This window comes from Corallococcus sp. CA053C, assembly GCF_003611675.1.
Classification (GTDB): Bacteria; Myxococcota; Myxococcia; order Myxococcales; family Myxococcaceae; genus Corallococcus.
Map to the genome: position 1 here is coordinate 1 of NZ_RAWA01000167.1, position 19,550 is coordinate 19,550.

Annotated in this window: 16 protein-coding genes and 1 tRNA gene; 9 read left to right on the forward strand and 8 right to left on the reverse strand. The window is 66.3% G+C overall.

What is annotated here, in order from left to right; all coding sequences use genetic code 11:
• Positions 1 to 1,332 precede the first annotated feature (1,332 nt).
• From D7V97_RS45985 to D7V97_RS21820, 3 genes are all read left to right on the forward strand, one after another.
• Complete coding sequence (locus D7V97_RS45985; RefSeq protein ID WP_233583052.1) at positions 1,333 to 2,976, forward strand: LamG-like jellyroll fold domain-containing protein; 1,644 nt, start codon at positions 1,333 to 1,335, stop codon at positions 2,974 to 2,976.
• 306 nt (positions 2,977 to 3,282) lie between these two features.
• Positions 3,283 to 5,160, forward strand: a complete 1,878-nt coding sequence (locus D7V97_RS21815) for an Ig-like domain-containing protein (RefSeq protein ID WP_199728892.1) — start codon at positions 3,283 to 3,285, stop codon at positions 5,158 to 5,160.
• 228 nt (positions 5,161 to 5,388) lie between these two features.
• Positions 5,389 to 5,925 (forward strand): DUF4833 domain-containing protein, encoded by a 537-nt coding sequence (locus tag D7V97_RS21820; protein ID WP_120612586.1) that lies wholly within the window; start codon positions 5,389 to 5,391, stop codon positions 5,923 to 5,925.
• A 73-nt stretch (positions 5,926 to 5,998) separates the two neighbouring features.
• On the opposite strand, the gene D7V97_RS21825 is transcribed toward D7V97_RS21820, so the two are convergent.
• The gene (locus D7V97_RS21825) at positions 5,999 to 6,388 is read right to left on the reverse strand and encodes a DoxX family protein (RefSeq protein WP_120612587.1); all 390 of its coding nucleotides are present in this window, start codon (positions 6,386 to 6,388) and stop codon (positions 5,999 to 6,001) included.
• Positions 6,389 to 6,440: 52 nt separating this feature from the next.
• On the opposite strand from D7V97_RS21825, the gene D7V97_RS21830 reads away from it, so the two are divergent.
• Positions 6,441 to 7,421 carry a LysR family transcriptional regulator gene (locus tag D7V97_RS21830; RefSeq protein ID WP_120612588.1) on the forward strand — a complete coding sequence of 327 codons (981 nt, stop codon included), beginning with the start codon at positions 6,441 to 6,443 and terminating at the stop codon, positions 7,419 to 7,421.
• A 236-nt stretch (positions 7,422 to 7,657) separates the two neighbouring features.
• Here D7V97_RS21830 and D7V97_RS21835 read toward each other — a convergent pair whose 3' ends face one another.
• Positions 7,658 to 8,437 (reverse strand): HYR domain-containing protein, encoded by a 780-nt coding sequence (locus D7V97_RS21835; RefSeq protein WP_120612589.1) that lies wholly within the window; start codon positions 8,435 to 8,437, stop codon positions 7,658 to 7,660.
• 2 nt (positions 8,438 to 8,439) lie between these two features.
• On the reverse strand, positions 8,440 to 9,396 hold the full coding sequence (locus tag D7V97_RS21840; protein WP_147444917.1) for a LysR family transcriptional regulator: 957 nt from the start codon (positions 9,394 to 9,396) through the stop codon (positions 8,440 to 8,442).
• A 57-nt stretch (positions 9,397 to 9,453) separates the two neighbouring features.
• Between D7V97_RS21840 and D7V97_RS21845 the strand changes: the two genes are divergently transcribed.
• Positions 9,454 to 10,377, forward strand: coding sequence for an SDR family NAD(P)-dependent oxidoreductase (locus D7V97_RS21845; RefSeq protein WP_120612591.1), 924 nt, complete (start codon positions 9,454 to 9,456; stop codon positions 10,375 to 10,377).
• 176 nt (positions 10,378 to 10,553) lie between these two features.
• Here the strand turns inward: D7V97_RS21845 and D7V97_RS21850 are convergent.
• The 3 genes from D7V97_RS21850 to D7V97_RS21860 form a co-directional block, all read right to left on the reverse strand.
• Positions 10,554 to 10,630, reverse strand: a tRNA-Pro gene (locus D7V97_RS21850).
• A 281-nt stretch (positions 10,631 to 10,911) separates the two neighbouring features.
• The gene (locus D7V97_RS21855) at positions 10,912 to 12,282 is read right to left on the reverse strand and encodes a hypothetical protein (protein WP_147444918.1); all 1,371 of its coding nucleotides are present in this window, start codon (positions 12,280 to 12,282) and stop codon (positions 10,912 to 10,914) included.
• Between the two features lie 196 nt (positions 12,283 to 12,478).
• Complete coding sequence (locus tag D7V97_RS21860) at positions 12,479 to 12,919, reverse strand: hypothetical protein (RefSeq protein ID WP_120612593.1); 441 nt, start codon at positions 12,917 to 12,919, stop codon at positions 12,479 to 12,481.
• Between the two features lie 474 nt (positions 12,920 to 13,393).
• Between D7V97_RS21860 and D7V97_RS21865 the strand changes: the two genes are divergently transcribed.
• The gene (locus tag D7V97_RS21865; RefSeq protein WP_120612594.1) at positions 13,394 to 14,725 is read left to right on the forward strand and encodes a ferritin-like domain-containing protein; all 1,332 of its coding nucleotides are present in this window, start codon (positions 13,394 to 13,396) and stop codon (positions 14,723 to 14,725) included.
• Positions 14,726 to 14,752: 27 nt separating this feature from the next.
• Positions 14,753 to 14,875, forward strand: a complete 123-nt coding sequence (locus tag D7V97_RS46520; protein ID WP_255424832.1) for a hypothetical protein — start codon at positions 14,753 to 14,755, stop codon at positions 14,873 to 14,875.
• Between the two features lie 8 nt (positions 14,876 to 14,883).
• Here D7V97_RS46520 and D7V97_RS21875 read toward each other — a convergent pair whose 3' ends face one another.
• On the reverse strand, positions 14,884 to 16,482 hold the full coding sequence (locus tag D7V97_RS21875; protein WP_233583053.1) for a hypothetical protein: 1,599 nt from the start codon (positions 16,480 to 16,482) through the stop codon (positions 14,884 to 14,886).
• 441 nt (positions 16,483 to 16,923) lie between these two features.
• On the opposite strand from D7V97_RS21875, the gene D7V97_RS21880 reads away from it, so the two are divergent.
• The gene (locus D7V97_RS21880) at positions 16,924 to 17,148 is read left to right on the forward strand and encodes a hypothetical protein (RefSeq protein WP_120612595.1); all 225 of its coding nucleotides are present in this window, start codon (positions 16,924 to 16,926) and stop codon (positions 17,146 to 17,148) included.
• A gap of 69 nt (positions 17,149 to 17,217) precedes the next feature.
• Here D7V97_RS21880 and D7V97_RS21885 read toward each other — a convergent pair whose 3' ends face one another.
• Entirely contained in the window at positions 17,218 to 18,318 is a 1,101-nt protein-coding gene (locus tag D7V97_RS21885) for a hypothetical protein (protein ID WP_120612596.1), read from the reverse strand.
• A gap of 994 nt (positions 18,319 to 19,312) precedes the next feature.
• Here D7V97_RS21885 and D7V97_RS46525 point away from each other — a divergent pair.
• A complete protein-coding gene (locus D7V97_RS46525) occupies positions 19,313 to 19,444 on the forward strand; it encodes a hypothetical protein (RefSeq protein ID WP_255424833.1) in 132 nt (43 codons plus the stop codon).
• Positions 19,445 to 19,550: the final 106 nt, after the last annotated feature.

A 19,550-nucleotide genomic window follows, 5' to 3' on the forward strand; every position in this document is an offset into this window, starting at 1 on the left:
GTATAAGAGACAGCTCCCCAGCCACGCCTCGCCAGGGTACAGATTGCGGGTGGGCTCCCACGGAACTCCGCCAAGCCCACTCTGGGAGTGCCGTGCTGGGCAGTCTTACGGAAACGGCGCTCGACCGGGTTGGATCGCTCTCGCCAGAGGCTCCGAGCGGCGGGTTCGATTCCCGCCGCTCCCAAGCAGAGCACCCCACCGCTTTCCACGCGCCACCCTCTGAAGCAGGGGGCGGCGCTTGCATTTGGGGACCCAATCCGTTCTTGGCGGACCGCCTTCTCATGAGGAGGCGGCAGGCGACAGACCACTGCTGCTGCAGACTCAACACCCCGCGTTCTGGGGTGGCCCCCGTGCTGGGGCCAGTCTCCCAGGCAGCGTGATGCCTGCGGACCCATTCGGGTTGCTCACCAACGCGTTGGCGAAAGCCGTGATGACGCTGTTCAGCGAGGCCTGGGTAGGCAGGAGGCCGGGATAGTATGCTCTGTGCCGCGTCTGGTGGAGCCGCGTTGCCGCAGGCGCTCGAACCAAGGACGGCCAGGGAAGCTGTCAGCAGATGCCTGTAAAGCCGCGTCATCCCCCTGCATTGAAGATTGACATTGCACAAATCGCCGACGTCATCGTCGGATGCGTCTTGAGTTGAAAGAGGTATTGGGCGGACTGGGCCGATTTCGGCAGTCCTGATCCTGGGCGATCCCGTCATTTCAGCAAGCAGGGCCGAGCTGGAAAGAGGGAGGCTCCTCGGCGAAACCAAACCGAGATAGTTGTGCCTACCCAAGATTCGGCCGCCGCATCATGAGCGCGTCAAGGCCCAATGCGGCGGTGCGTCAACGCGAGGAGAGGACGGACACCGGCACCTGCCCCAAAGCCCACTGCTCTCCGCCCCTCCTCCCAGCCAACTACACACGTTTTTGGGACTTGACCAATGGAAGGAGACCCTCCGCGAACGTGTCGTGTGTGACGGGGAATTCCTCCCCAAACTGCTGTGCCTCCGCGCCTCGAGAACTGGCGCTCGCGGGCGCGCTAGCGCTGCTCGGCGGCTGGCGGAGTCTCCGCGCGAAGGTCTGACGCCTGGCCGCGCTCCCGAGGCTCACCGGCGCTGTCGGCGGTGCGCTGCCCTTCCCTGTCACGGCCCCATCGATTCGCGGAGGCCGGCAAAGCATGTCATGGACATTCTATCCATGGTATTCTAGTAATTCCTGGCTGGTGGCCGGAAGACGTTGGCCATCCGCGTGTGCGCGCCGAACCGTCGCGAGCAAGAAGTGGTGTTGTTCATTCCATGGGGGGGACGGTCCATTCCGGACTTCATCCTGCTCTTTGGGGGGAAGACAATCGATGCGAAGCCGTCCTGGTGTGCTGTGGTCGTGGGGACTGGGCGTGACGCTGGCCTTGTCGCTGGGGGCATGTGGTGTGGAGTCCCTGGAGGAGAAGGTCCGTCCTCCGGAGGATGGAGTGTCGCAAGAGGACGACGGGGCGTTGACGCGTGAGCGTTCGGAAGCCTCGTTGACGAGGGACCCGTATGCGGACGCGGTGGCCTCGGGCACCACGGCGACGGTGCTCAACGCGAGCGCGGCGCTGGGCGCTCCGGATGGGCAGGCCGCGACACTGCTGGGCTTGCTCAACACGGCGCTGGTGCTGGACCTGGGCCAGGGCGAGGAAGGCACTGGCGACCTGCGCGTCTATTACCAGGGCCTGTCGTTGGCGCTCGTGGCCCAGGTGGACTTCCTGAAGGCGGATGGGACATTCATTGGCTCCAGCGCGCTGCAGCTGGTGGAGCTGGGCCTGGGAACGCATGTGGCGGTGGCGACGTACCCGGGGAACCAGCCCTATCGCTACGTGCGCCTGAGAGGCGCGGTGCTCGCGCTCTACCTGGTGGATGCGGTGGAGACGTCGCTGCAGCCCATCTGTGGTGACGGGGTGATTGGTGGGGTCGAAATCTGTGACGACGGCAATGCCACGGCCGGAGACGGCTGTAATTCCACATGTCAGGTGGAGGGCGGCTACACCTGTGCGGGGGCACCCAGCGTCTGCACCGACATCGACGAGTGCGCCGACGGGACGGCGAACTGCCAGCCGGGTGAAATCTGCGTCAACACGCCCGGGAGCTACACCTGCGAGCCCGACCTCTGCGCGGGGGTGGTCTGCGCGCCTCTCGACGCGTGCCACACCGCGGGCACCTGTGATCCGTCGACCGGGCAGTGCTCTCATCCGGTAGCTCCCAACGGAACGGCGTGCAACGACGGCGACGCCTGCACCCAGCCAGACACCTGCCAGGACGGGGTCTGCGCCGGCACCCCGGCCGGCAACACGACCAGCAACCTGGCCCACCGCTGGACCTTCGACGAGGCCAGCGGCAGCACGGCCCTGGACTCGGCGGGCACGTCGAACGGAACGCTGGGCAGCTCGGCGTCGCGGACGGTCAGCTTCGACGGCTCCAGTGCGATCACGCTCACGCCCACCCAGCAGTGCGATCTCAACGCCCACGTCGACTTCGGCCTCGCGCCCGGGCAATTCGGGACGGACGCCTTCACCGTGAGCTATTGGCTGAAGACGACCTTCAACGGCCCCAGCAGCGGAGATCTCATCGGGAACCGGGTGGCCGGGAACGCAGGCAACTACCTCTCGGCAAGGCTCCGCGGCAGCACCTCGGTAGCGTCGCTCGAGATCTACGAGGACGCGGCAGGCACCAACGGTGCAGGCGTCAACGTCTCTCCATCGCCGCTCAACAACGGCAGCTGGCACCACGTCGTCTATACCCGCGGCGGGACCTCGCTCAAGGTGTACATTGACGGCGTGCTGGTCGGCTCCGCGACCAGCGCTGCGCCGACGAACCTCACGGGCGCCAATTCGTTCCGCATCGGCCGCAGGCTGCCGACCTGCCTGAGCACCTTCTCCAGCATTCCGGCTTCGTTCGACGATGTCCGGACCTACAGCCGCGAGCTCACCGCCTGCGACGTCGCCGTGCTGAACACGCACTAGCAACCAGGGCCGCGCCCCGGCGACGGTCGAGCCGGGGCACGGTCATGGATTGCCGCCAGCCGCGTTACGACGGAGTCTCTGAAACAGGTTCGAGCCAGCCTTTGTGTGCCAAACGCGCGACGAATGGAACCCTCCGTGGGCCTGCATCCGCCCGGTGGTGAAACAGGGTCGGATTGGGTCGGCCCAGGTGGGGACGGCAAAACATTGTCACTCCACTGTGGAAACCCAATGACGGAATAGTCTAGAAATGAGGTGATAGCAATAAATACCGCTCTAACTGAACTCGCGGCTGCAAGAGGGAGAAGGATGAAGAAGCGATTCGTGATGGCTGTCGTCGTGGGTGGAGCGCTGGTGTCAGGGTGTGGCGGCGTGGGAGAGCCGAGTGCCGCCCCCGAGCTGTCTCCAGGGGCCAGCACGTCCGTCGCCTCCGCCCGCCAGGAGCTCCTCTCTCCGGCGCTCGAGGCGTCGCTTTCGTGCGTGCGGGGGTATGCCGTTGCGGGCACCTGCGATTGGTCGCATTGGAGCGAGATGTGGACCTCATGCCAGACCTACGAGCACCAGGAACTCGACGACGGGCTCTTCCTGGATGAGGTGAAGGCAGGAAACTGCACTTCCGCCAACTGGCCTGCGTTGCGTGCGCAACTCGTCGCATCGCGCACGCCCCTCGTCAGATTGCGAGTCGATTGCGATGGCGCCTCCCAGGTGATGCAGGAGGCCGAGCTTGATGGCTGCTACACGGTCAACGGTGCGGATGCTTCCTACGTCGAGGTGCCTGGGGGCAAGACCGTGACACTCCATGCGGGCGTGGGCTGCACTGGCGATTCAGCCACCCTCCAATCCGACGCGAGTCTCTGCGAGACGTCGTTCGCGAGCGGTGCGGGCGCGGACAATGCCGTGCGCTCGTTCCGGGTTCAGTCCACCGCGGAGATACCGTCGCCTTCCAGCTATCAATGCGCCGACGACGAGCCGACCTGCGTCAAGAACTACAACCTCAATCTGAGCGAAATCAACAGGACACACACGGTCAGATTCGTCCAGGTCCTCGTCGCCGGTCGCGATACGCCGTCGATAAATAGCATCAGGGACAGCATCAAGCAGATGTATGCCATTTTCGCCAAGGCGTCGCACAATCAGGTCGCCCTGCAGCTCTACAAAGAGGCGGGTCAGGCCGTGGTTGTGAGTAGCAGCGACTGCGAGAAAGCGAAGCAGGATGTCCTCGCCAAAACCCAGAACGTGGGCGCGTTCCTGAACGTGTACGTGATGCCCCGGGGCATGTGTCCCACCTCGAATGGCAATGATCGCAGAATCTTCCTCAATGATGGTCTGCTGCGATCCTATGTCCATGAGACCGGGCACGTCCTGGGTCTCGGGCACGGCCACCGCACCGACGAGAATGGAGATCGCGAGGACTACGGCGATCCGAGCACGTTCATGGGCTCGATGCCGTCGGACAACTACAACCTCCCGCAGTTGCACTGGCTGGGTTGGACGCGGAAGGCCGACCTCGTGAAGGTCAACTCGGAGCTCGAAAGCAAGGGCTTCCGTGACGTCACGCTGCGGCCGGTGGACCTCAACCTCGACAACGGCAGTGGCCTCCCGCTGGGCGCCGTCTGGGAGGCCCCCGACACCGAGACGCGGATGTTCGTCGCCATCCCGAAGTCGCGCACCAACGGCGTGAACCGGATCGTCGGCGGCAATGTGATGGTGTACACCACCGATTGCAAGGCCTGCATTGGCGTGCAGGTGAGTACGGTGCAGGAAGGGCGGTTCGCCGTCAAATCGGGCGCGAGCCACATCGTGAAAGACCTCCTCATCACGCCGGGGGGCTACGTGAGCCATTCGATCCAGGAAAATGGGAGCAGCGTCGAGGTGTTCGACTCCATCACGCTGCGCATCAAACGGTCGGTTCCGGCGGTTCTTACTCCGGCCGCCGGTTCGGTGACGACAGACAAGACGCCGACCTACAGCGGTAAGGCAGAGGCCGGTCTCCCCGTCACGGTCTTCGTGGATGGAGTCAAGGCGGGCACCACCACGGCCACCGCCCTGGGGACCTGGAGCTTCACTCCGGTCGCGTTGCTGAAGGTGGGAGCTCACTCCGTAAGGGCCTCGGTGGCGGATGCGGCGGGCAACACCAGCCCGAGATCCACCGCCAACGCCTTCACCGTGGCCAATCAGGGGAGCTGAGCCTCCACGGGAGGCTCCGGGCGGCGCAACCCGCCCCAGGTGCTGGGGGGTGATGCGCCACCGGGTGCTTCGGCAGGCGGACGAGGGGGGGTACTCGGAAGAGCCCGCGTCGTGTTAGGTGACGAAGTGCGCAGGGCGAGTGACAGCTCCAGGGTCCAGGGGTGTTCGTCATTCCTGATACGGCCCGGCGGGGAACCGCCGTCACTCCGCCATGCAACGGGGACCCCTATGTTTCCTGAATCCGGGCTCAACACCCTCGCTGCCGTCGCGCTGACGACCGTCGCGACCCTGGCCTCCGCGGCCGGGACGCCCCTCCCCTCGCAGTCCGCCTTCTTCCTGTCCCGGAGCGAGAACCGGAACCAGGTCCACTACGCCCTGCGCCTGGACGAGGCCTGCCGCCCCGTGGGGACGCGTCCCGTGCAGGTGTACTGGCGGATGTTGGAGCGCGGGGCGTCGGAGGTGGAGGAGCTGCTGGAGGTCGAGCAACCCGTGTATGGGCTGGAGGACCCGCAGCAGGTCGACGCCACCGCGGAGGGCTGGCGGGTGCGGGTGCGCCTGCGGGCCTTTGCCTCGCGCCCCATCGACATCACCACCGCGCGGGTCGGCGGCGGATGCCAGGTCCAGGCGTGGACGAAGCTGGGCAACAGCGTCTGCCGGCTGGAGCACGTCTTCGTGAAGACGTCCTGGCCCTTCTCGGTCGACTTCGTGCGGCTGGATGGCGTGGGGCCGGATGGGCAGTCCGTCCATGAGCTGATTCGCGAGTGAGGTTGCTGTCTGACGGGCCCGGGGCCTCACCAAGGATGGGCTCCCGCTCGCGGCGCAGTGGGGTGTACCGGCTCTACGTCGCCTTCACAACGCCGAGCCTGGTAGGACCGAACCGTCGCTGCGCCGCGTAGGTGATGCCGGTCAGCACCAGCAGTACGCCAGCGGGCACACTGCTGGCGACGGTGTCATTGGAGGCGACGTGAGAGAAGATCGCACCGCTGAGATTGAAGAACAGGCCCGCGAACGCCCATTCCTTCAAGCGCGGCCAACGCGAGCCGAACACCAGGGTGACCGCGGCGAGCAGCTTCCAGACTCCGAGGAGCGTGGCCACGTAGCCGGGGTAGCCCAGACGCGCCGCGACCTGCATCACGTTGGGCTGGTGAGTGACGTTGAAGGTGCCGGACATCAGGAACATCGCCGCCAGCAAGCCGGTAGGCACCCAGTACAGGAGTTTCGTTCTCATGGCGCTTGCTTAAGCCTGGGCGCCGACCTGGGACAACGATGCAAAAATTGGAATGATTCGCTATGATTTGCTCCAAATGGACGACCTACCGGAGACAGCCGAGCTGATCGCCTTCGTGCGTGTGGTCGACACGCACTCGCTCTCACGCGCCGCGAAAGAGCTGCGCCTGCCACGCTCGACCGTTGGACGGCGCTTGCAACGGCTCGAAGAACGCCTCGGCATCCGCCTCCTCAAACGCACGACCCGAAGACAGGCGCTCACCGACGCGGGCGCCGAGTTCTACCAGCACGCGCGCCACTCGGTCGAAGCACTCGAGCGTGCGCGCGCCATCGTGCAGCGGCCGAGTGGCAAGGTAGAGGGCCGGGTGCGCATCTCCGTTCCTACCGGAGCTCCCGACATCCTGGGGGAGCTCTTCGGTCAGTTCTCGTTGCGCCATCCCGACGTTGTCCTGGAGGTGGACGCCAGCAATACGCACGTCGATTTGATTCACGGCGGATTTGACCTCGCGCTGCTCGCCGGTCCCGTCGCGTCGACGCCGCTCAACCTGGTGTCACGCAAGTTGGGTGCGAACACGCTGGTCTGCGTGGCGACGCCTGCGTATCTGGCAAGAGCAGGAACTCCCAAGCGCGCCACGGACCTGCGCAGGCACGCTTGCTTGAGTCCGTTCGTGCGCGGAGAAACGCCCTCGCTGAGCTGGCCGCGCCTCAAGGGGGGCAGCGTGCGCATTCATCCGCGCATGACTTCCAACGACATGTTCGTGCTGCTCGGCGCGGCACGCACCAGCCTTGGCATCGCGCTGATCCCCGATTTCCTGGCGCAGGCAGAGGTCGCTGCCGGCACGCTGGTGCGGGTTCTCGCCAAACACATCGGCGCGCAGACGCCCCTCTCGATTGTCTACCACGAGCGCGAGCTGATGCCGTTCGCCGTGCGCACGCTCATCGACTTCATCGTCGAAACGGGGCTCCCCACTCGCCAATGTGAAGAGGCAGGTGTCGCGCGCGCGAAAGACCCGCAACGCCCGCGACAGCGCTGAACGAGCTTGGCCTTCGGCCGTACCCCCTGTGTCTGGGAAGTTGTCGCCTCGGCTGACCGGCCGGGATGACCACGCCCCGGGGGCGAGAGCAGGCAGGACGTCGCGCCCCTGCGGGCCTTCATGGCCCGGCACGGCGTCCCGCTCACGGCCGCACGGACAGCTGGAACCCCGCCTTCAGCGCCCTGCCCTGATGGCGGATGACGGCCGACGGCGCGTCACACCCCAGGCGAGCATCATCAGTCCTCCCCAGCTGAGCCCCCGGAGGTTCCGCTGCTCGCGCCACAGCCGCAACCTCCGCTGGGGAGCGGTTCGTCGGGAGGCGGCTGGACGCGCGCGGCCACGCTCACCGGGAAGGTGCAGGTGGCGCTGTTGCCCGAGCCATCCGTGGCCGTGACCGTCACCTGCGTCGTGCCCACGGGGAACACCGTGCCGGTGGCCTGGCTGTAGCTCAGCGTCGGGGTGGAGGCCGAGTCCTGCGCGATGGCCGCCGGGTAGTCCACGGCCACGCCCTCCGGCGGCGCATCCGCCTTCTGGACGGGCGAGGGACACGTGAGCTGCGGCGCGGTGGTGTCCCGAACCGTGACGGAGAAGCCGCAGGAGGCCGTGCGCCCGAAGCCATCCACCAGCCTGGCGGTGACGGAGGTACTGCCTGGCGCGAACTCACTCCCGGACGCCTGGCTGTACGTCACGGAGAGCGGAAGCACGCCCGTGGCACTGGCGGCCGGGTAGCTCACGGGCGCGCCCGAAGCACGGGTGGCCTCGGCCACCACGTCCCCCGGGCAGGTGATGCTCGCGGACGGATAGGTGCACGTTCCACCCCCGCACGTTCCACCCTCGCACGCGCTCTGGCAGCAGACGTCCTCCACGCAGAAGCCGCTGGTGCAGTCCGGGCCCGTGGCGCACTTCGCCCCGTTCACGGGGTCGGACACGAGCCGGAACTTCATCCGGAACTGGGCGTACGTCAGGTCATAGGGCTCATACGTCACGAGGAAGCGCCCGCGGCCCCAGGAGGCCAACGTCAGGCGTCTTGGCCTTCGAAGTACGCTCGAAGAATTGGCGTCACCCACTCGATGAAGGCGCGAACGCGCTTCGCTAGAAATCGCCTCTGGGGGTAGACGATCCTGGCGTTGCGGCCTGGCGCGGGTCGAAATTTCGGCAACACTTCGACCAACTGCCCGCGCCTGAGATACTCGCGAATACCGATTCGAGGGTTTTGGCAGATGCCGAGGCCCGCCAGCGCCGCGGCTTTGTACGCGTCGATGGTCGCGACGGTAATCACACTCTTCATCTTGATCTGACGGCTTCGCTCCCCATCGAAATACTCGAACCCGTCGGGCACCTCCCCCATCACGGTCGCGTAGTGCACAAGGCGGTGGTTCTTCAAATCGTCGAGGTCTTTCGGCCTGCCGTACTTCTTGAGGTACACCGGGCTGGCAGCATTGACGATCGTCACCTCGCCCCAATCGAGCTCGACCGCGCTCAGACCTGGCTCGAGCGGGCCGCCACGAATCGTGCAATCGACGCCCTCTCGAATGAGGTCGACCCTTCGGTCGACGCCGATGATCTCGACTTCAACCTCGGGGTACATCTCGAAGAACTTCGGGAGCTGGGGAATCACGACGTCTCGTGCCAATGAGCTCGCCATGTCGATTCGAATCTTGCCCCGGATCTCAGCCGAACCGGTCTGAAACATCGACTCCATCTCTTCGATGTCGCTCAGCACGTCCTTACAACGCTCGAAGAACGAGAGACCATCAGGAGTGAGTTCGACCTTTCGCGTGGTGCGATTGAGCAGCTTCGCCTGTACCAACGCCTCGAGGTCTTGAACGGTCGTCGTCGCCGTCGCCTTCGGCAGGCCGAGTTGCGCAGCCGCCTGCGTGAAGCTGCGCAGCTCGGCGACTTTCACGAAAACGCGCATCGCTGCATATCGATCCACGGAGGTTCTCCTCTGGAATTGTTCGGCGATGACGAACACTCAATTCAGTTCCGGATCATTTATCCGCACCGATGAACTATTTACTCTTGGCGCATCATGACGACAACCCACCCGGCGTACATCATCACGGGCCCGACATCGGGCATGGGCCGCACCACGGCGCTTGAACTGGCGAAGCACGGCACGGTCGTCTTGGTGGGTCGCGACCGCGCGAAGCTCGACGAGCTCCAGAAAACCATTGAGCGCAAGGGGCAGCGCGCGGTGTCCGTGGTCTGCGATCTGTCTGATCTCGACAGCGTGCGACGCGCGGCCGCCGAGATTGTGGCGCTCAAGCTGCCCATTGCCGGCCTGCTGAACAACGCGGGCATCATGCAGCAGCGGCCCACGAAGAACGCACAAGGGTGGGACTTGTCGTTCGCGACCAACCACCGTGGGCCGTTCGTGCTGACCGAAGCGCTCGTGCCGCATCTCCCCGATGGCACGAACGTGCTGTTCGTTGGCTCGGCCGTCGAAGACCCCGAGCGCAAGCCCGCCGTGGCAGCCGGGTTTCGCGGCGGTCGCTACCTCTCGGCCGAGGCGAGCGCACGCGGAGAGTGGAAGCCAGGAGGCTCGCAGAGGCCGGGAATGGACGCTTACGCCACTTCGAAGCAAGCCACGATCGTGACGGCCCTGGCGTTCGCTCGAGAGACGCCACGACTGCACTTCAACGCCGTCGAGCCGGGCTTCAACCCGGCCACCGGTCTCGGTGGTGCCGACGCCGCCGCATCCGTGCGCTTCCTGCAGAAGTTCATCGTGCCGATGCTCGTGCCGCTCCTGATGCCGTTCGTGAAGATTCTGACCACCTCGAAACGCGCAGGCCGCGTGCTCAGCCAACTGCTGATGAGCACGTCGGGCCAGACCGGCATCTATTTCGATGAAGGCGGCACGCCGATGCGCGGCTCACCGCAACTCCAGGACCCCCAGTTTCAAGACCGCGTCGTCGCCGAAACGCGCGCCTTCCTCGCCGCACATCGCAAGTAGAGGAGGACATGCGCCGCGGCATCAACCCGCTCGCCTTCCAGGCGGATCATCCCGCCGTGACGCAGGAACCGGCCGCCGGGGGGGGCGGCCTCGCCGCTTGCTGCTGGCTTTCTAGCCCCCTGAAAGACGAAAGGCGCGGACCCGAGGATTTCTCCTCGGCTTCCGCGCCTCTTGAATGGTCGGGGAGACAGGATTTGAACCTGCGACCCCTTGGTCCCGAACCAAGTGCTCTACCAGGCTGAGCCACTCCCCGATATCCGGTGCTGCGCCAGGAACAGCCACGCATCGGGCGAAGAGAAGGCCTGTGGAGGGTGGGGGCTGGAGCAGAGGTGCCGAAGAGGGACGCTGACGGGTGCCGCCGAGCTGTGCGCCAGGCCGGTGGAGAAGCCGTGCAGCCCTCATGGGGCACACGCCCGCTCAGGCCGCGCTCCCCTCAGGGGCGCGGGCGACGGGTAGACATTGCGAGCGCCGAAATCAGGAAGTCAATTTCATTCAGACAAACTGGAATATACTGCAATCTATCCGATTCCGGTTTCAGTGCTTGCGCGACGCAAGGAAGCGCTGGAACAGCTTCGGATGGATCCAGACCGTCATCCGAGCTTGGCTCGGGGCCAGGTACGCACCCGAGTCCACCCAGGTCGTCCCCATGAGCAGCCGGAGCCCCACGCTGTTCAACCGCTCCTTCGACTCCACCGTGAGGGGAAGGACGCCTCGCTGGACTACGGTAGGAGGGCCCGGGAAGGAATGGGAAAGGACTTCCACCTTCATCCCGGCAGGGCCTTCCAGGCGGAGCGCCGTCCCCTTCTCTTCGGCCCCCCATTGAATCTGGATGCCATCCCGGCTGCTTTCGAGCGCGAGCCATTCGCTCCGCGCATACCGCTCCGCATCCGGGGCGACGTAAAGCCACCACAGGCGCCACAGCGGTCTCACGCGGTTCCAGTACTCCTGCTCGGTGGCGGCTTGAAAGCCTCCCTGCTGCCGCAGGCTGTTGATGAGGTCCATGGACAGCCATCCGGCCTTGGCGGGCTCCTCCACGGTGGTGAGTCCGCCAGCCTTGAGCCATTCGGTCAGGACCTCCTCGATGCGAAACGCGATGGGGTCGTCCGCCGTGTATTCGCGCTTGTGCGCATCCAGTGCATCCACCAGCAGGGATGCACGCTTTGACAGCAAGACCTTCGACCGGTGCCGCTCGCGATCCGGTTGCCCGTCCAGCGACGTCGACTGAGCTTCCAGTTCGACCGTCCCCGGATCACTGCGCAACCGGGTGAGCGTCGCCGGAGCCGGACGAAAGCCCAGCTCGTCGGCGATCACGATCCCCTGGAGCCGGACGTTGGCGGAGGGTGAGGCCAGCATCCGTTCGATGCCGGGGCGAGCCAGCCCGCCCAGTGCCCACAGTGAGTTCCTCAGCGCCTGGAGCCGCGGTCCTTCAATGGACAGCCACGTTGGCGGAAGCGGAGGCGTCCCGCATAGCTCGAACGGGAAGTGCTCGACGAGTTCATCCTTGCTGGGAGCCTTCTCCCACGCGGCCACGAGCTTTCGGCCCCGGGCCAGGTCCTTCGCCGCCAACGCGCTCAGCGCTGGGGAGTCGCCCAGCATGTCGGGCTCTACCCGGTGCGCGGTGAGGAGCCGGAGGAACTCCAGCAGCGCCTCTTCGGTCTCCGGTTCACGGCGCGCCAGCGCCTCCAGCTTCGGAAGCAGCGCCGCCCCCAGGGGCAGGAGCCGGATCTGCGCCTCGGCCTGCTGAGCGCGGTCGCCCGACATCAGCCAGCGGATCAGCTCGCCTTCCTGCTGCGAACCCTTGTCGGCCTCCCATTGTCCAGGGGCCACCCAGCTCCACGGCGGTTCGGATCCCGAGCCGCTCTGCTTCTTCACGGCGGCCGGGGGCCGCGACGCGTAGATCCCCACGGCGGGCCTCGGAGCGGCGCTTGCCGTGGTAGCCAGGACCATGCAGACCGCGAACACTCCCGGCATCGTGTGGCGCATCCGTCGTCCACCTCCAGGATGTCAGTCTACGCGCAACCCGGTCAGGAACGCTCGGCGCCTTCATCCACGCGGCGATGCGGACTTCGTGGCCGGGAGTGCCGGAGCCAGCCGCGAAGCCCTAATCGCGGAAGTGCGTCTCCGCGATGGAGGCGCCCCAGCAGCAGGCGTCCTCTCCCGCCTCTTCGGCGGGCAGCGTCGTGTGGAGCGGGGCGCCAGCCTTCACGTCCTCGAAGTAGAAGAGGTTTCGCGGGAGGAGGACGAGGGCACGGTCCGCCTTGCGCGTGCGCAGGGTGAGTTGTCCCAGCGCCGGGTCGGCCACGTCCACGGGCCCCTTCGGGAAGAACGCTTCCCGCTTCGGCGGAACGCCCGAGCCCTCCGGGAAGCAGCCGCCGTCCTCCGTGGAGACCTCCACCTCACGCACGCGGCAGCCCTTGCCTTCCGCGAAGTGGAACACCGCCCGCACCCGGGTGAAGTAGCAGTCGGGGGTGCCGCAGTCCTCGCTGTGGACGTCCGCCAGCACCGACAGGCGCACCTTGTTGCCGGGCAGGGACTCCACCATGCCGCTGCGTGCGTAGCGCTGGAACAGGGGGGCCTGGGCGCAGGTGGAAACGCATAGGGCGAAGAGAAGGCCTGTGGAGGGTGGGGGCTGGAGCAGAGGTGCCGAAGAGGGAGGCTGACGGGTGCCGCCGAGCTGTGCGCCTGGCCGGTGGAGAAGCCGTGCAGCCCTCATGGGGCACACGCCCGCTCACGCGTGTCGGTGGAGGAGTACGCGCGGCTGATGAACCTGCCGTACGACGCGCCGGAGGCCATCGCGCCGGAGCCGGGCACGTTCCGGCTGGCGGAGATCCACGAGCACCACCGCAAGTACGCGGGCGCGTAGTTCGGGACCGGTTGGGTTGTCTTCACGGGCGATGCGCGCGGACTGCGTGCATCGCCCGTGCTGCGTCAGGGGTTTCTTGATTTCCGCGCCTGAGCAAGACTGCTAGCGTTCGCCGCCAAGGGAATTCCACCCCGTTGTCCCTGGGAGTCGTTCATGAACGTGCAGCGGCTGCGTCGGCTGTTCTCCCATGCCTTGACGGTATCGCTGGCACCGTCCCTGGTGATCACCGGCTGTCAACAGGAGCCCGCCAAGGAGCCCTCAAAGGGGCCTTCCAAGGTGCCCGAGGTGAGTTCCAAGGTCGATTGCGGTAAGCACGGTCCCGAGTTCGACAAGCTGTCAATCACTCCCGCGCCAGACTTCATCGAGCTCCACTCCTTCACGACCGCGTTCAGCGAGCCGGGCGAGCCACGGTCGGAAGCCACGCACGGGGAGGCCTGCAAGACGGCTTCCGACGCCCCCGGGTGCCGACTGGCGCTCGGGCGTCTGAAATCCACCGAGGGCTTCGGCAAAGGGCTCGCCCATTACTACCTGACGTCCACCCGGGGGGACGTGGTCAGCGCGTACTCCACGCGTGAGCAACTCATCACGTTCCTCGGGACCATCGACGCGCCGCAGGAGGCCGCGCTCGTGGCCTTCGCCTCGGGCTACCAGATCTGCAAGGACGGAGACGCTCGCGGCAGGGTCGGAGCCAATCCCGCTGGCGGCTTCACCGTCATCGGCGAGAAGGGCAATGGCTGCAATTCGGATGTGACCCGCCACACGTTGAATGTCTCGGCTTCGGGCCAGGTCACCGAAGTGGAAAGCCAGCTCATCCAGGAGCGACGCGCGGGCTGCTCTGTCGGCCGGCGCCCCGCCGGGCTCCAGGACGCGGAAGGCGGCGCTTGCGAGGACGCCCGGGGACGCTATTTCGCGGACGTGGCCCACCTGGAGGCCGCGTCCATCCATGCCTTCCTGCGGCTTCGTGAAGAGCTGGCCCTGCACGGCGCGGGCGCAGAACTCCTGGACGCCGCGCTCGCCAGCGCCGCGGACGAGGTGCGCCACACCGACGTCACCTCCCGGTTGGCCCGCCGCTTCGGCGCGACGCCTCCGCCGCCCTCCGTGGAGGACCTGCCCTTGCGTCCATTGTCCGACGTGCTGCTCGACAACGCCGTGGAGGGCTGCGTGCGCGAAACCTATGGCGCGCTGGTGGCCCACCATCAGGCCCTGCACGCACGCGACCCCGAAATTCGCGAAGCCATGCTCCGCATCGCCGAGGACGAGACGCGCCACGCGGGCCTCTCGTGGGACGTCGCGGACTGGGCCCGCCCCCGCCTCTCCGCCCAGGAGCGGACCGCGCTGCGTGAGGCCCAGCGACACGCGGTGGAAGTCCTGCGCGCGGAAGTCGCCGTGCCGCTCGACGCGCGACTCACCGCCGATGCCGGCCTGCCCTCTCCCGAGGTCGCCCGCGCCCTGCTGGATTCGCTCGAACAGGAACTCTGGGCCTGAGCAGCGTACCGCCGCGTCCACCGCCACGTGATGGCCGAACAGGACCCCGCCACCGATGGCGTCGCGGAGGACTGGCATCCTTCCGCCGCCACGCACCAGAAGATGGCGGAGTCCCTGACCCGGTTCATCCGGGACGCCGTGCTGCCTTGAACCGGACCCTACTGCCTGACGCGCAGCGTGACGGAGGTGAATACCTCGACGCTCTGCCCGTCCACCTGGACGAAGCTGCTCGTGTAGCCCACCGGCGTGATGAAGATGCCGCTCGCTTCGTGCTCATTGATGGATTTGGCGCCGAACCGCGCCATCTGCATCGTGCCCATGGCCATGCCCGTGCAACCCACGCACTTGGGAGCGCGGTACGCGAACACCGTGCCGCCCTCGATCTGGTTCGTGCCGGTCAGGCGCGGCTTCGGCACGGCGATGAACAAGCGCTGGTCGGTGCCAGGAATCTCCCAGACCGCGCCCATCGGCAGGGGGTTGGTGCTGTCGGCGTTGCTGCCCACCGGACGGAGGGTGATTTCGGTGAAGCCATTGCTGGCGATGGCCGAGTTGATCTTGACGATCTCCTCCTTCTTCGTCCACCCCAGCCAGTGGAGCTGCGGGAGGTTGTAGTTGTCCGACGCGAAGATGCCCATGTACGTGCTTGAGTCGCCGGACGACTTGACCGTGCCGGTAGAGGGGTCACGCACGTTGCCGTGCGCGAGGCCGAGCACGTGACCGACCTCGTGGGCGTAGTCCCGGAACAGGGTGCCCTTGAGGTTGACGCTGCGCGAGCCGGCGTTCGAGGTGGAGCACACCCCGCCAGGCAGCACATACACCGTCAGGAACGCGCTCGAACTGGTGGCTTTCTGGCGGGCCTGGGTCTTCGCCGTCGCACAGTTGGTGCTCGTCACCGCCACGTTCTGCGAAGCGATGACCTCCAGGCTCAACTGGTTGCGAGACGCGACTGCGTAGTAGTCGGACAGATTGCTGATGGTGTTCTTGATGGTGGTCAACGCGGGCGTCGTCTTGCCATCAAGCGTCATGCGGACGATCTTGACGGTGAGCTTCTTGTTGATGGCGGCCAGTCTGCTGGCGTTGTTGTGGTTCTCGACGCAGGTCGACTCCCCGCTGGCACAGTCGTAGCGATGCGACGAGGGGAGGACTTCGACGTCCTGAACCCGGAACGAACGCACCTTGTCGTTCGCGCTCGCGCCGCTCCCGAACGAGGTCTCACAGAGGTTCGTGTCGGTTTCGACAGTCACCGAGTCGCCGGTGCAGTCCCCAGCGGCATGGAGCGTCACGGTCTTGCCGACCGGCACGTCGACGAAGGAGGCGCCCGCGGTCGGCGCGAGGGTGTAGCAGCCGTTGGACGCGGCCTCTTGAATCACCTGGGAGCCGCCGTTGCAGCTTTCGCGCACGAAGACGGACGGCGGGCGCGGGGCGAGGAGCTGCTCGCGCAGCACGGACCAGTTGGCCGCGGTACACTGGCCTGACTGCACCGCATCAATGAAGACGCCGTCCTCGAGCTCCGGGTGCGCATAGGTCAGGCACGTCTCCACCAGCTCGCTCCAGTGCGCCCAGTCGCAGGTCCCCGCGGTGGCATACGTCTCGGCACACGCGAGCGACGCCGCGAGCTCCGGGGAGACGATCGCCTGCCGGGTGGACGCGACAGACGCCTCCGTGCCGTTGCCGCCGGGCTGTTCGTGGGACGAGGACTCCCAATCCTCTCCCTGGCACCCTGACACCAATGCTCCGCACAGCATGACGGTCGTCATGGACAGCTTCCGCATACGTTTCTCTTTCGCAGCCCGTGGCCGCATGACACTGCAACACCGCGCAGTGGAGCATCTGTTGCGATTCAGTGGACGTTCCAGCCTCTCGGCTGTGCAATCAGGGCTGTCTTGCCCGCGGGTTGCGCGGCCAGCGCCCTTCCTGTTCCAAAGACTCTTACGCGAATTTCACGCGATAGTGACAATCAGTGAGATATGTTTTCTTGACACATCACCCGCCGGTCTTGGCGCATGAGAATCCGGATTGCGCGGCGCATCAGCCGGCTCGCAGGAATTGTTCACATGCCCTCGTGGGTGAGTCCAAGCCCACCCTTTCTGGTCAAGATTCCCAGGACATCCCAACAGGTTGTCCATGCCATCGTGACAGGAATTGCCAGGGGTGCGCGGAGTCTCCATGGACGCTTCGAACGCCCCGAGGAGCGGACGATGGGCGACCACGCCGGCGTGGGCGGCACCTTCTTCTTCCGCGACGCACCCCGCCGCATGCGTCCTCTTCTACTGAACCGCCAAGGACCTACCCCTTCAGGGGGGCTGTCGGAGGACCCCGCCCGCACGCCCAAGACGCGGAAGCTCCCGGGTTTCATCCAGGCGAGCCTGTCCCCCATCGTGGTCCCGGACGGAGGCGGCTTGAAGCTGAACGGCGTGTTCTGACGGCGCGCGTTTGGCTTCAGGCCCCGCCTGGGGCCTCATGGGAGGCCACAGGCGGCGGGTTGTGTCGGATTACAGCAGGCCGTCCAGCCAGGTGAGCTGCGCGTCAATCGTCTCCGAGATGGCGAGCGGCTGCTCCGACGCGCTCGGGTCGGTGTACGGGTTGCCAATCTCCTTGTGCTGCCACTTCACCCAGGTCTGCTTGTACCAGCCCCAGTCCAGGTTCGTGCCCGTGGACGGAGGCGTGGTGCCCGCGTACCCGGAGAAGGCGCGGATGCCGGTGGCCGGCGCGACCTCCTGGCCTCCCACCACCTGATACAGGTGCAGCCGCTCGCGGCGGGGGAACTGGTCGGGCAGGGGGGTGGCCCAGGCGCCGTAGAACGTGCCCCAGGGGCGCACGGGGTTGTTGATCTTGGTGTCCTGCGTGCCCAACTCGCCCTGGCTGTTCCTGCACACGCCATCCAGCGACGACACGTAGACGGTGATGCCATCCAGCGCCGTGTTGGCGCGGAGCGCCTGGGCGATGCGCATCACCAGGCACCCGCCGCGGGAGCTGCCCGCCAGGTAGATGGACCGCGTCTCCGGGCGGACCTGGGCCTGGAGCCAGAGGACGAACCCGTTGACGATCCGCTGCTTCGTGTCGCTGTCGAACAGGTGGTCGAAGTTGCTGTCGTTGACCACGGACAGGTGTGTCCTGCCCGGAGGAAACCAGCCCAGGGCATTGAGCTTCATCGCCAGGGAGCGGCCATCCAGGAGCACGTTGGGGCAGGAGACGTCGTCACAGGACGCGTCCCAGTTGGAGGACTGGCCCGTCACGCCGCTGGAGTGGCCGCTGCTGGAGATCTTCTGTCCGGCGGTCATGAAGACGATGGCCTCGCGCACGCTCGGGGCCTCCACCTGGGCGATGCGGATGGCGTGGAGCGTGCTGTCGGAGGCACCGGCCGCGCGGAACTGCTCGAAGCCCGGCGCTGGCTGGTAGGCGCCGGACGCGTCCTTGTAGACGACGCGCTGTGACACCACCGTGCGGCTGCTTCCGTTGGGATAGGACAGCGCCTGGGATTGTGAGTCCAGGGCCGCCTCGGGTTCCCCCAGTAACAAGGCTTCGGATTCTGGCGGAGCACAGCCCGCGAGGGTTCCAACCAGCACCAGCGCTCCAACGTTCCAACGCTTCACTTGACGCTCCTTGGGGTGGACGAGCCTTTCTCAATCCATAAGCCGCAAAGCAAAGAAAACAAAATTAGTACGCATAGGGCGAAGAGAAGGCCTGTGGAGGGTGGGGGCTGGAGCAGAGGTGCCGAAGAGGGACGCTGACGGGTGCCGCCGAGCTGTGCGCCTGGCCGGTGCAGAAGCCGTGCAGCCCTCATGGGGCACACGCCCGCTCAGGCCGCGCTCCCCTCAGGGGCGCGGCAGGGGGCTTGGGCATGGGGGCCACCGCGGCTTGGCGCTCAACACCCCGCGCTCGGGGTGGCCCCCGTGCTGGGGACAGTCTCCCAGGCAGCGTGGGCAGTCCCAGGTGCTCCAGGAGGGCACGCACCCCACTGGGAGCCCTCCGATACGCCAGCACCCGGCGCCTGCCTCCACACCTGCCGCAGGCGAACACGTCCAGCGCGAAACTCCTGCTTGAGCAACCCGGCCCCATCCACCCGCGGCGTGCGCTCCTGGGTCGGCTCCTGTCTCGTCGCTGCTAAAGGCAGCTCGCTTGCCTCTTCCGGCTTCGCCTCTGCCTCCGCTTGAGGGAGCTGGTATGACGGCGGCCGGCAGTCTCAACGCGTCCGGAGGATCCGCCATGAAGAGAAAACCGTGCCCCGAGGCTGTCGGGAATAGGCAGTGCGGCAAGGAAGCGAAGCAGGTCAATCAGGCGGGACCGCTTCCTGGGACAGTCCTGTTCATCTGCACCGCTGGCCATCACACCTGGGGGAAGCCGCTCGACGGGGACTGAGCCGCCAGCGCACCCCAGAGCTGGTCGCGACGGACCTCTTCGCCTTCTGGAGGAAGCTCTCGCCGCCCGGGAGAGGAAGAAGCGGTAGGGCTCAGCCCCTCCTGAAAGAAGATTCAGTAGGTCGGGCTGGTGTCCAGGAGATGTCAGGCCTCGCCGGTAGGGTCGCAGCACGCTCCAGCAGAACGGAGCGCAGCTGCATGCACACCCTTCACGGAAGGACACCCAGACATGGAAGCGACGAACCTCTACGACATCTACCTCCGCGCCTTCGTCTTGGGCCGGATGCAGGTCCTGGTCAGCGAAAGCAGGGACATGACGGATGGCCACAAAGTCGACGACCTAGAGCGCCGAACAGGTTAGGTCACGCCGCGCGCTGATAGCGCGCGGTGACCTCGAGGTTTTGGACGACCGCGAGTCGCCTGAGGTCAAAGAGGTTGCGGCGCGTGCCGCGATAACGGGCCTTCGG